The organism is Stenotrophomonas sp. HMSC10F07, from assembly GCF_001807895.1.
GTDB classification, from domain to species: Bacteria; Pseudomonadota; Gammaproteobacteria; order Xanthomonadales; family Xanthomonadaceae; genus Stenotrophomonas; species Stenotrophomonas sepilia.
Window position 1 is genome coordinate 14,970 of record NZ_KV791333.1, and the last position, 11,351, is coordinate 26,320.

Below are 11,351 nucleotides of genomic sequence, written 5' to 3' on the forward strand. Positions count from 1 at the left end.
AGGTCGCGGGTTCGAGTCCCGTCCGCTCCGCCAGCAGAGTTTGAAGTGTCAACGAAGATGCCCGTCGGTCCTGGACCTGCGGGCATTTTGCTTTTTCGGGGTCGATCTACGCCGGGCATGGCCCGGCGCTACCGCAGCGACGCGACGCGGTCGAGCACCGCTTCCACCGCCAGATGCCGCTGCACCGACGCCTGCAGCGCGGCCAGCCCGGGGAACGCATCGGACTGCAGCGCACGCGCGAACAGCGCCGGCAGCTGATCCAGATCGCGCAGCCACAGCCCTGCGCCTGCTTCCTGCAATCGTGCGGCGTGGTCGAATTGGTCGTAATCCAGCGGATGGACCAGCGATGGCACGCCGGCGCGCAGTGCGTGGTACATCACGCCGGCGCCACCGTGGTGCAGCACGCGGTCATAGCGGTGCAGGTGGCGCGCGTAATCGACGAACGGCAGCCGGTGCAGGTTCGGCAGCGGCTGCAATGCATCGCTTGTTTCATGCTGGTGGCCGTCGCTGACGTGGATCTCCCACTGTGGGTGCATCACCGCCAGCGCCGCCGCCGCCTCGGCCAGGCGCGGCTTGATCCAGTCCTGGTGGGTGCCGGCGGTGACCAGCAGGTGTTGCGCACCATCCACGAACGGCGGCGCCGCATGCACGCTGTGCGGGGTGTGCAGCATCGGCCCGATGAACTGCAGCGCGCGTGGCCAGGTGCGCGGGAATTCCAGCTCCGGTACGCCCAGGGCGAGGATGCACTCATCGGAATACACGCGTTCGCTGCCATCGGCGCGATAGATCGATGGCACGCCCAGCCGCTGCATCGCCGAGCGCTGCCAGGCGTGCACCCCGCGCTTGAACAGCCGGGTCAGCTGCCGGCCGCCGGCATGCTGCAGCGCCTGCCAGCCCGTGCGCGCCGGGCCCTGGCCGCCCAGATAGGGCGGCGGGCCGTCTACGCAGTCCAGCACGCAGGGCGAAGGCAGGCTGGTCCACCAGCGGATGCCGAGCTCGGCCGCCAGCAGGCCCGCCGGCGGCAGGGTGAAATCGACGATGGCCAGATCCGGGCGCGCGTGTTGCCAGCGCTGCTGCAGCGCCTGCCGCATCTGCTCCATCAGCCGCAGGGCCTGGGTCAATTGCGCGTGCAGTCGCAGCGGGTTGGCCTTGACCGGCTTGGGCGGGTTGGCGATCTGCCACAGCGCTGCTTCCTGGTCCGCCGACAGCAGCACGCCACCGTTGAGTCCGCTGGCCGAGATCGCCGCCTGTACGCCGGGCGTGCTCAGCACGGTCACCTCATGCTGCTGTTGCAGTTGGCGGGCGATGGCGAGGACCGGGTGCAGATGGCCGCTGTACGGCGGGGCGAGCAGTTCGATCTTCATGCGTGTTCCTGCTGCAGGCGCGCGGCCAGGTCGCGGGCGATGGCCAGCACGTCCGGCTGCTGCAGATAGTCCATGTGGCCGCTGTCGACCCACTGCCGTGCACCCCGCCAGCCCAGGCGCGAGATCCAGTCCTGGCGGCCCACCAGGATCTGCAGGTGGGCGACCGCAGGTGCGCGGCGTGCAACCGGCCCGTAGGCCAGCACGCTGCAGCGCTGCGCCAGGGCGGCAGGCAGGGTGAGGTTGGCCAGCAGCTCCAGCCCGCAGCTGCCAACCAGCAGCAGGGTGTGCGGTGCGGCGTGCAGCAGCTGGACCAGTGCCGGTGCGTGCGCTGCGGCGAAACCGGGCCGGCGCGAGCGCAGGTAATGGCGGCTGTTGTGCCAGCTGGCTGCCAGCAATGCGGCGGGCCGGTGTTCGGGCGTAGCGGCGTCGTAAGGGAAATTGCAGGGATGCAGCACCCGGCCCGGTGCCAGCAGGGCATCGCCGAATGCGCGTTGCAGCGGGCTCAGCGCACAGCGCGCCGGATCGCTCTGCCCGGTGAGGAAGGCCAGTTGCAGTTGCGGTGCGGGCGTGGGCATCGGCTCAGCCACCCTGGAAATCATCATTGGCCCGCACCAGGTAAAGCCGGGTGCGCCAGCGGATGCGCCGCACGCAGGCCGCATGCAGCAGATGCAGGGGCTGCAGCAGTTCGGCCAGCAGCGAGGCCAGCGGACGATGTCGGGCGCGGCCGCCGGCGCGGCGCTGCAGGTGCATCAGCAGGCCTGCACGCAGCATCAGCACCAGTGCGGCAACGAATGTTGGCAGCCCGATGGGCGGTAGTACGGCCAGCACCAGCAACGCCCACATCAGCATCGGTGGCAGTCCATGCAGCACGCCGATCAACAGGCGCAGGCGCGGCGATTCATCGCGCAGCAGCAGCACCGCAAACAACATCCAGCGGTGCATCTGCTGGCGGTAGCGCTGCAGCGTCGGGACATGGGTCTGCACTTCCACGGGCGCGGTGGACTGGAACAGGCGCGCCCCCTGCCGGCGCAGCGCGCGGGCCAGGGCCAAGTCGTCGGCCAGCATCCGCAGCAGCGGGCTGAACCCGCCCAGGTCACGCAGGCGTTCGCTGCGAAGCGCGTAGCACATGCCGTTGATCGACAGCGGCGGCAGCCACGGCAGCAGGCCGAGGTAGGTCAGCACCGCATTGTTGTTGACGAACTGCGCCATCAGTCGTGCGCCGTGCGCGCCGTCATCGCGGTAGCAGGGCAGGGCGGTGACCAGGTCGACGCCGGCCACGCCCAGTTCATCGACCAGCTGCGCCAGCGCCGCCGCCGACAGGTGCGCATCGTCGTCCAGCACCAGCAGCACCGGCTCGCGCACCTGGGGCAGCACCGCGTCCAGCTTGAAAGTCTTCGGGTTGGACCCTTCCGGTGCAGCCGGATAAACCAGGCAGGTGATCTGGTGGTCGGGGTGTGCCGCGTACAGCGCGTCCGCAGTGGCGCGTCCGATGGCGTCGGCCTCATCCAGCAGCCAGTGGAAATGCGCGCCGGGCAGCGCCTGCAGGTTGTGCCGAAGCACCTGCGCCAGCAGCGGGTCGCCGCCGAGGATGGGCTGCAGGACGGCCACGCCGCGGCCGTCATGGCCGGCGGGCGCCTGCGGTCGGGGCGGACGCTGGCCGAGGATGCGCAGGGCGCCGGCGGCCTTGAGGCCCATCAGCAGCAGGTACAGGGCCGCCAGCAGCAGGCTGGCCAGGGCAATCCCGTTCACGCTCAGGCTGCCCATTGCGCACGCTGCTCGGTGATGAAGCGTTCGATACCGTCCTCGAGCGACACCCGTGGTCGCCCCAGGTCGGCCAGCATGCGCTGCGGATTGAAGGTTTTTGAATAGGCGAAGGCGGCAACGCCGAAGCGGGTGATTGGTGGTTCGCTGCGTAGGCGCAGGGCGCGCCAAGCGGCTTCGATCACGCTGGCCGTGCGCAGGGCCAGCGCGGTCGGCACGCGGCGGCGTGGGGCTGGCAGCTGCAGGGCGGCCAGCAATCGCCGCAGCAGCGCGTGCAGGTCCACCGGGGCGGCATTGGTCAGGTTGTAGGCCGGGCCCAGCTGCGGCGCCTGGGCGGCGCGCAGCAGGTACTCCACCAGCGTGTCGATGTGGATCAGGTCGATCCGTGGCGGGCCACCGGGGCTGACCAGCAGCGGCACGCCGCCGCGGCGCGCGGCCGCCAGCAGGCGCGGCAGCAGCACGGTGTCACCGGGGCCGAACACCGCGCGCGGGCGCAGGATGGAGGACGGGCCGCCGTAGCAGGCCAGCAGGCGCTCCGCCTCGGCCTTGCTGCGCGCATATTCATTCAGGAAGACCGGGCCGATCGGGCTGTCCTCGTCAAGATCATGCTGGTGTGCCTCGCGGTAGAAGACGGCGGTGCTGGAGACCAGCAGCAGGCGCGGATGGCCATTGCGTCGGCAGAACTCGATCACCTGGGCGGTGGTGTCCACGTTCTGCTGGCGGAACTGCGCCGGGCTGCCCCACGGGGCAACGCGGGCGGCGGCATGCACCACCACGTTGGGCCGGAACGGCAGCTCGAACGGCTGCGACAGGTCGCGCGCGGCGTAGTTGGGCAGGGGCAGCGGGCGGCGGGCGACACCGAAGGCCTGCACGCCGGGCACCTCGGCAAGGCGGCGCAGCAGGGCGCCCCCCACGAAGCCGGAGGCGCCGGTAACCAGGATGCGCATGGACGGGGTCCTCCTTGTGCCTGTGACGCGCCGCAGCCAGGGCATGCCGCCCGTCTGACCGGCCAGTATGCGCCGGCTGCCGCATCTGCGCCCAGCGCGGGCACGGCCTGGATGCCGCGCATGCGGCGCAGATCCTTGTCCTGCCTGCCTCCGGGCCGTTTTTGGTGCGGGCCGCGAAGCGGGTTACACTGCCGGGCTCGCCAATCAGGCCTTGTGATTCCTCACCATGCTGCAGAAACTCCGCGACAAGACCTCAGGCTGGATCGTCACCGTGATCCTGGGGCTGCTGATGATTCCGTTCCTGTTCGTGATCGACAACAGCTACCTCGGTGGCGTTGGCGCACAGAACGTGGCCAAGGTTTCCGCGCCGCCCACCTGGTGGCGTTCGGCGCCGTCGTGGTGGCCGGTGCGCATGCTGTGGCAGCACCATGAGATCAGCTCGCAGGATTTCCGCACGCGTTTCGAGCAGGAGCGCATGCGTGAGCGCCAGCAGCAGGGCGACAACTTCGACCCGCGCGCGTTCGAGAGCACCGAGAACAAGATGGCCGTGCTCGATCAGCTGATCGACGAACAAGTCGTGCGCCTGGTCGGTGAACAGGCGGGCGTGGTGATCGGCGACGGCGCTGTGCGCGAATACATCGCGACCATGCCGGCGTTCCTCGATTCGAACGGCAAGTTCAACGAGAACAACTACCGGCTGGCATTGGCCGGTGGCAATCCGCCGCGTACCCCGACCCAGTTCCAGGAACTGGTGCGTGAGAGCCTGCAGCAGTCGGTGATCCCATCGGGCCTGCAGAGCTCCGGCTTCGTCACCCAGGCCGAGACCGAGCGCCTGTTGAAGCTGCTGGGCGAAACCCGCGACGTCGAGCTGGCCGCGTTGCCGCCCGTACCGGCCGATACCGCGCCGGTCACCGATGATCAGATCAAGCAGTGGTACGACAGCCACGGCAAGGATTTCCGCCAGGCCGAGAGCGTGTCGCTGGAGTACGTCGAGATCAACGGTGCGAATCTGCCGGCACCGGTCCCGGCCGATGAAGCGACCCTGCGCAAGCGCTATGAAGAGGAAAAGGCAAAGTTCACCTCGCCGGAGCAGCGCCAGGCCTCGCACATCCTGATCACCGGTGACGGCGCCGAAGCCAAGGCGAACCGGATCGCTGCCGAAGCCAAGACGGCCGGTGCCGACTTCGCTGCGCTGGCCAAGGCCAATTCGGAAGATCCGGGCTCCAAGGACCAGGGCGGTGACCTGGGCTGGGTCGAGCGCGGTGCGATGGTCAAGCCGTTCGAGGACGCGCTGTTTGCGGCCAAGGCCGGTGACGTGATCGGCCCGGTCAAGACCGAGTTCGGTTACCACATCATCAAGGTGGCCGCTGTGCGCGGTGGCCAGGGCAAGTCGTTCGAGGAAGTGCGTGACACCCTGGCTGCCGAGCAGCTGAAGGCCGACGGCGAGCGCGGCTTCAACGAACTGGCCGGCCGCCTGGTCGATGCCATCAACAAGAGCCCGAGCGACCTGGCGGCCGCCGCCAAGGAAGTGAACCTGCCGCTGCAGACCCTGGGCCCGATCACCCGCGCGACCGCCAGCGGCATCGCCGCTGACCCGGCCGTGCTGCGTGCCGCCTTCTCCGACGTGCTGGTGCAGGACGGTACCGCCAGTGACCCGATCGCCCTGGGCGGCGCGACCAACCACAGCGTGGTCATCCGTGTGGCTGCACACACCCCGGAACAGGCCCTGCCGCTGGACAAGGCCCGTGACCAGGTGATCGCTGCGATCCGTGCTGATCGCCAGCGCCAGGCCAGCGACAAGGCGGCCGATGCCATCCTGGCCAAGCTGAAGGCGGGCGCCACCCTGCAGTCGCTGGCCGCCAGCGAGAAGCTGCAGCTGAGCCCGATGCCGGGCCTGCCGCGCAGCCAGCCGGTGCCGACCCCGGAAATCAACCGCGCGATCTTCAGTGCGCCGGTGCCGGCTGAAGGCAAGCCGAGCTATGGCAAGGTCGACGTCAATGGCCACGCGCTGCTGTTCGCGGTGAACAAGGTCAATCCGGGCGACATCAAGGAAGTGACTGCAGAGCAGCAGAAGCAGCTGAAGGAACAGCTGAGCCAGATCGACGGCATGGCCGCAGCCAAGGCCTACATCGAAGCGATGCGCAAGAAGTTCATGATCCAGACCACCGAAGCGAACCTGTAAGCCTCGCGGCGGCACCCATGAGAGAGGCCCGGCAATGCCGGGCCTTTTTTTGTGCCTGCCGATGCGTAGCGTCGGGTCATGCTCGACTGCGCCTGCTGGGCGCAGGCATGAAAAAGCCGAGCATGGGCTCGGCTCTACAGGAAACAGGACAGGGCGCGGTGGTGCCGCGCCTGACTTAGTCTTCGACGCGCAGCACGGCGCCCGGCTTCAGCACGCTGCTGCCGCTCAGGCCGTTCAGCGACAGTAGCGCCTTGACCGGCATGCCGTAGCGGCGGGCGATGGTCCAGGCCGACTCGCCATCACGCACGGTGTGGCGGCGGCTGCGCGGACGATCGGCGATCGCGGCCACGGTCTTGGCGACCTGCGGCGTTGGCGAGGCGGCGGCAACAGGTACGCTACTGGCCACCAGTGCGGTGGCGGTGTCCGCCACGGTCGCGCTGGCGGCCGAGACCGGCGCCAGCACGCGGGTGGTGCCGGACGAGACGCGCCCACCGCCGGCCAGGGCGGGGTTGAGGCGGACGATCCTGGCCGGGTCCAGGGCGCGCTGTGCGGCCCACTGCTGGACGCTGGTGCCGGCGGGCAGGGTGTGGTCCTTCAGTACGGGCACGGTGCGGTCCAGCGAGGCCATGACACCTGGCTGGTCTTCCACATCTTCCAGCACGCAGGCCAGGGCATGCAGCTTCTCGACGTAGGCATGGGTGACCGGCGACAGGCCGGGCAGCGCCGAGGGCTTGGCGTTCTGCGCGTTCATGCCGGCCTTGCGCATCGATTGCAGCACGCGGTACTCGCCGGCGTTGTAGGCCATGGTGGCCAGGCGCCAGTCGCCGCCGAACATGCCGTGCAGGGTCTTCAGGTAGCGCACTGCGGCCTGGGTGGAATCGACCGCCGACAGGCGCCCGTCGTAGCCGTTGGCCATGGGCACGCGGTGATTGCGCGCAGTGGTGGCGATGAACTGCCACAGGCCGGTAGGGCCGCTGCCATTGCGTGCATTGGGCCGGTAACCGCTTTCCACGAACGGAATCAGCGCGAACTCGGTAGGCAGGTTGGCCTTGCGCAGCTCTTCGACCACATAGCCGAACAGCACCAGTGCATCGTCATCCTGGTTGGCCAGGCGCGACGGGGCGTGGGCGAACTGCTTCTGCCAGCGCGGGCTGGTGGCCTCGGCATTGCAGGTGGGCTCGGCCAGGCCGTCGCGGAAGCTGGAGAAGATCTCCTGGCCGTTGCGGACCGACGCGGCCGGCAACGCGGCCGGATCCAGCGGCAGGGCCGCGGCGGCGGTCAGGTTCTGGCCGATGCCAGCGCCCAGCGACTGGGCGCCGGCGGTTCCGGCCAGCCCCAGGACCAGGCCCAGGGCCAGCGGCAGACTTCGGCGCATCATGCGCGGAAGCCGTCTTTCCAGTGCCGGAGACCGGCCATCACGTCGACGTCGTCAACGACGTCACGGCCCAGGTGTGCCGACACCGACGCGCGGATCGGCGCAGTGTGCACACGCAGGAACGGATTGCAGTCGAATTCGCTGGCCAGGGTTACCGGCAGGGTGGAACGGTCATCGCGGCGCATGGCCAAAGCCTCCTCTTGGCGCTGCCGCAAGGCAGCGTTGGCGGGGTCGACATGCCGCGCGAAGACGGCATTTGACACGGTGTACTCATGGGCGCAACAAAGCAGCAGTTGCGCGGGCAAGGCACCCAGCTTGCGCATCGATGCCAGCAGCTGGGACGGCGTACCTTCGAACAGGCGTCCACAGCCCAGGCTGAACAACGAATCTCCGCTGAAAAGATGTTCAGCAGTGTGAAACGCGATGTGGCTGCGGGTATGCCCGGGCACGGATAGTACGTGGAACGCCTGGCCCAGTGCCTGAACGCGTTCACCTTCGCCGACCCGTTCGGTTGCCGTGGGGATGCGCTCCTCGACGGGTGCGATCACCCGGACTCCAGGAAAACGTGCCTGCAGCACCGGCACGCCACCGATGTGGTCATCGTGATGATGGGTGAGCAGGATCGTGTCCACGCGCAGGCCCTGATCGGCGAGCGCAAGCACCGGCGCGGCATCGCCGGGATCGACGACCACGGCGTTACCGTCGTCGTCGATCAAGGTCCAGATGTAGTTGTCAGCAAATGCGGGCAGGGCAGTCAGTCGCATAGAATTGGACCATGCCCGCGCTGCAGAGCACCCGTCAAGCGAGCCAGACCCCGTGGTTCGACAGCGAACCGGCGGAAGCCCTGCGCGTTCTGGAGCGGCAACTGCTGCTGCCGCAGCTGTCGTTGCTGCCGGTGCAGCCCTGGCTGTGGATCGCGCCGAGTGCCGCATGGCTGGACGATGCGCAGCTTGGCGGGCGCGGCCTGCGCCTGTACCGGCAGGGGCACGGCTATGCCGGCGACACCCGCTGTGCGTTGCCGCTGCCGCTGGCCAATGAAAGCGTCAATGCGGTCGTGTTGCAGCATGTCACCGCAGCTGATGCTGATCGGTTGCTCGATGAGTGCGAGCGCGTGCTGATGCCGGGCGGCCATCTGTGGCTGAGCAGCCTCAACCCGTTCAGCCCTTACCGCACGCACTGGCGCCAGCACGGGCTGGTGGTGCGCACGCCGCAGCGGATCCGCCTGCTGCTCGGCCGCCACGGGCTGGAGTGCGACGATATGCGTTTCATCGGCCCGCTCTGGCGCGGCGCCGGCAGCCGTCGCCCGGGCGGTTGGTCGCCACTGCGCGCGGCCTGCCTGTTCCATGCTGAAAAGCGAACGCTGGCCCTGCCCGGGCCGAAACCGTTGCCGGTGCGTTGGCACGGCACCGTTGCTACCTGATCTGGAGTTGTATTGAAAACCATTGAAATCCACACCGACGGCTCCTGCCTTGGCAATCCTGGCCCCGGCGGCTGGGCTGCACTGCTGCGCTACAAGGGCCACGAGCGTGAACTGAGCGGCGGCGAAGCGCACACCACCAACAACCGGATGGAGCTGATGGCGGCCATTTCCGGCCTGGAAACGCTGACCGAGCCGTGCAACATCGTGCTCTATACCGATTCGCAGTACGTGCGGCAGGGCCTGACCCAATGGATGCCCGGCTGGATCCGCAAGAACTGGAAGACCGCCGGCGGCGACCCGGTGAAGAACCGCGAGCTGTGGGAGCGCCTGCATGCGGCGACGCTGCGGCACCAGATCGATTGGCGCTGGGTGAAGGGCCACTCCGGTGACCCGGACAACGAGCGGGTGGATACCCTGGCGCGCAACGCGGCCATCCAGATCCGTGACGCCAGCCCGGTAAACTGAGTCCATGCGCCAGATCATCCTCGATACCGAAACCACCGGCCTGGAATGGAAGAAGGGCAACCGCATCGTTGAAATCGGCTGCGTGGAGCTGTTCAAGCGCCGCCCGACCGGCAACAACTACCACCAGTACATCAAGCCGGACTGCGAATTCGAACAGGGCGCGCAGGAAGTCACCGGCCTGACCCTGGAGTTCCTGGCTGACAAGCCGGACTTCGCGCAGATCGCCGATGAGTTCCTGGCTTTCATCGATGGCGCCGAGCTGATCATCCACAACGCGGCGTTCGACCTGGGCTTCCTCGACAACGAGCTGTCGTTGCTGGGCCCGCAGTATGGAAAGATCACCGATCGCTGCACGGTGATCGATACCCTGGTGATGGCGCGCGAGCGCTTCCCGGGCCAGCGTAATTCGCTGGATGCGCTGTGCAAGCGCCTGGGCGTGGACAATTCGCACCGTGCGCTGCATGGCGGCCTGCTCGACGCGCAGATCCTGGGCGACGTCTATATCGCGCTGACCTCGGGCCAGGAAGAGATCGGCTTCGGCATGGGCGACGATGACGGTGGTGGCGCCGGTGCCGCGCTGCAGGCCTTCGATACCAGCAAACTGCTGCCGCGCCCACGCGTGGTGGCCACCCCGTCTGAACTGGAAGCGCACAGCGCGCGTCTGGAACGACTGCGCAAGAAGGCCGGCTACGCCTTGTGGGATGGCCCGAAGGTGGAAGAGCCCGCCAGCGCGTAATGCCTGGCATGGGGTACTGCCGGACGCTGGCCGGCAGTGCCGTATCCACGCATGGCGTGGATCTGCCGCTTAATGGCAGCGCACCAGGATCACGCTGATGTTGTCGCGGCCACCGCCGTCGAGCGCGGCCGCGACCAGCGTGTCCACGCATTCCTGCGCGCTGGCATCGTCGAAGGCGAGGGTGCGGGCGATGCTTCGGTCGTCCACTTCCTCGGTCAGGCCGTCACTGCACAGCAGCAGCTGCATGCCCGGGCGCAGCTCACCGCTGGTGGTGGCCACGTTCAGATGCGCCGGGTCGGTCACGCCCAGCGCCTGGGTGACCACGTTGCGATGTGGATGCGCACGCGCCTGTTCGGCCGTCAGGTTGCCCTGCGCGACCAGTTCCTGCACCACGCTGTGGTCCTGGCTGAGCTGGGCCAGCTGGCCGTCACGCCACAGATAGGCGCGGCTGTCACCGACCCATGCCACTTCATAGCGATTGCCCTGCACGCGTGCGGCGACCACGGTGGTGCCCATCGGCAGGGTGTCGTTGCGCCGGCGCGAGGCGCGGATGATCTCTTCGTCAGCGGTGCGGATGGCCTGGGCCAGCGGCGCGCCACGGCGGATCTCGCGCACGATGGTTTCGCGCGCCAGCGCGCTGGCCACCTCGCCGCAGGCGTGACCACCCATGCCATCGGCCACCAGCCACAGGGCCAGCTCGCTGTCACCGTAGTAGGTGTCTTCGTTGAGCTCGCGGCGCAGGCCGGGGTGAGTGAGGTGTCCGAATTCGATCATGGGGTGCGGGTGCGGGGTATTGCTGGGGAGACAGGCATCATCGGGGGGCTGCAGGCATCCGGCAAGGCATGCACTCAGGAAATTTTCACTTCGTTGACCGGAATGACTTGTCGCCGGCCTCACTTCCTCGTATGATGCGCGTCCCCGGTCCGCCGGGGACCACCCGGAGAGGTGGCAGAGTGGTTGAATGTACCTGACTCGAAATCAGGCAGGCGTTTATAGCGCCTCGGGGGTTCGAATCCCCCCCTCTCCGCCAGATAAAGAAAAAGGGCTGCCGAACGGCAGCCCTTTTTCTTTATCGGGCGCGGGACGCGACGCGCTCTGCGC

11 protein-coding genes and 2 tRNA genes (1 of these 13 only partly in view) are annotated in these 11,351 nt (G+C 68.2%); 6 read left to right on the forward strand and 7 right to left on the reverse strand.

What is annotated here, in order from left to right:
* Positions 1-33, forward strand: a tRNA-OTHER gene (locus HMPREF3114_RS02835); it begins 51 nt to the left of the window's first position.
* A gap of 95 nt (positions 34-128) precedes the next feature.
* On the opposite strand, the gene HMPREF3114_RS02840 is transcribed toward HMPREF3114_RS02835, so the two are convergent.
* The 4 genes from HMPREF3114_RS02840 to HMPREF3114_RS02855 are packed head-to-tail and all read right to left on the reverse strand — an operon-like array spanning position 129 to position 4,072.
* Positions 129-1,364, reverse strand: a complete 1,236-nt coding sequence (locus tag HMPREF3114_RS02840) for a glycosyltransferase (RefSeq protein ID WP_005415471.1) — start codon at positions 1,362-1,364, stop codon at positions 129-131.
* Positions 1,361-1,966 carry a hypothetical protein gene (locus tag HMPREF3114_RS02845; protein WP_141750772.1) on the reverse strand — a complete coding sequence of 202 codons (606 nt, stop codon included), beginning with the start codon at positions 1,964-1,966 and terminating at the stop codon, positions 1,361-1,363. The genes HMPREF3114_RS02840 and HMPREF3114_RS02845 overlap by 4 nt, the downstream gene beginning before the upstream one ends.
* Positions 1,944-3,128, reverse strand: a complete 1,185-nt coding sequence (locus tag HMPREF3114_RS02850; protein WP_053500853.1) for a glycosyltransferase — start codon at positions 3,126-3,128, stop codon at positions 1,944-1,946. Before HMPREF3114_RS02850 ends, HMPREF3114_RS02845 begins: the two co-directional genes overlap by 23 nt.
* On the reverse strand, positions 3,116-4,072 hold the full coding sequence (locus HMPREF3114_RS02855; protein WP_229766063.1) for an NAD-dependent epimerase/dehydratase family protein: 957 nt from the start codon (positions 4,070-4,072) through the stop codon (positions 3,116-3,118). Before HMPREF3114_RS02855 ends, HMPREF3114_RS02850 begins: the two co-directional genes overlap by 13 nt.
* A gap of 226 nt (positions 4,073-4,298) precedes the next feature.
* Here HMPREF3114_RS02855 and HMPREF3114_RS02860 point away from each other — a divergent pair, with 226 nt between their 5' ends.
* Positions 4,299-6,254 (forward strand): peptidyl-prolyl cis-trans isomerase, encoded by a 1,956-nt coding sequence (locus tag HMPREF3114_RS02860; RefSeq protein WP_053500849.1) that lies wholly within the window; start codon positions 4,299-4,301, stop codon positions 6,252-6,254.
* A gap of 175 nt (positions 6,255-6,429) precedes the next feature.
* On the opposite strand, the gene HMPREF3114_RS02865 is transcribed toward HMPREF3114_RS02860, so the two are convergent.
* Together HMPREF3114_RS02865 and gloB are read right to left on the reverse strand one after the other, a co-directional pair.
* On the reverse strand, positions 6,430-7,632 hold the full coding sequence (locus HMPREF3114_RS02865; RefSeq protein ID WP_032953978.1) for a lytic transglycosylase domain-containing protein: 1,203 nt from the start codon (positions 7,630-7,632) through the stop codon (positions 6,430-6,432).
* Positions 7,629-8,393 (reverse strand): hydroxyacylglutathione hydrolase, encoded by a 765-nt coding sequence (gloB, locus tag HMPREF3114_RS02870; RefSeq protein ID WP_070488979.1) that lies wholly within the window; start codon positions 8,391-8,393, stop codon positions 7,629-7,631. Before gloB ends, HMPREF3114_RS02865 begins: the two co-directional genes overlap by 4 nt.
* Positions 8,394-8,404: 11 nt before the next feature.
* On the opposite strand from gloB, the gene HMPREF3114_RS02875 reads away from it, so the two are divergent.
* The 3 genes from HMPREF3114_RS02875 to dnaQ are packed head-to-tail and all read left to right on the forward strand — an operon-like array spanning position 8,405 to position 10,250.
* Positions 8,405-9,049: a methyltransferase domain-containing protein gene (locus HMPREF3114_RS02875; protein WP_053500844.1), complete on the forward strand. Its 645-nt coding sequence runs from the start codon at positions 8,405-8,407 to the stop codon at positions 9,047-9,049.
* Positions 9,050-9,061: 12 nt separating this feature from the next.
* Positions 9,062-9,514, forward strand: coding sequence for a ribonuclease HI (gene rnhA, locus HMPREF3114_RS02880; RefSeq protein ID WP_005408275.1), 453 nt, complete (start codon positions 9,062-9,064; stop codon positions 9,512-9,514).
* A gap of 4 nt (positions 9,515-9,518) precedes the next feature.
* Positions 9,519-10,250 (forward strand): DNA polymerase III subunit epsilon, encoded by a 732-nt coding sequence (gene dnaQ, locus HMPREF3114_RS02885; protein WP_005415480.1) that lies wholly within the window; start codon positions 9,519-9,521, stop codon positions 10,248-10,250.
* 69 nt (positions 10,251-10,319) lie between these two features.
* Here dnaQ and HMPREF3114_RS02890 read toward each other — a convergent pair whose 3' ends face one another.
* Positions 10,320-11,024: a PP2C family protein-serine/threonine phosphatase gene (locus HMPREF3114_RS02890; protein WP_005415481.1), complete on the reverse strand. Its 705-nt coding sequence runs from the start codon at positions 11,022-11,024 to the stop codon at positions 10,320-10,322.
* Positions 11,025-11,189: 165 nt separating this feature from the next.
* On the opposite strand from HMPREF3114_RS02890, the gene HMPREF3114_RS02895 reads away from it, so the two are divergent.
* Positions 11,190-11,280: transfer RNA gene (locus tag HMPREF3114_RS02895), tRNA-Ser, on the forward strand.
* Positions 11,281-11,351: the final 71 nt, after the last annotated feature.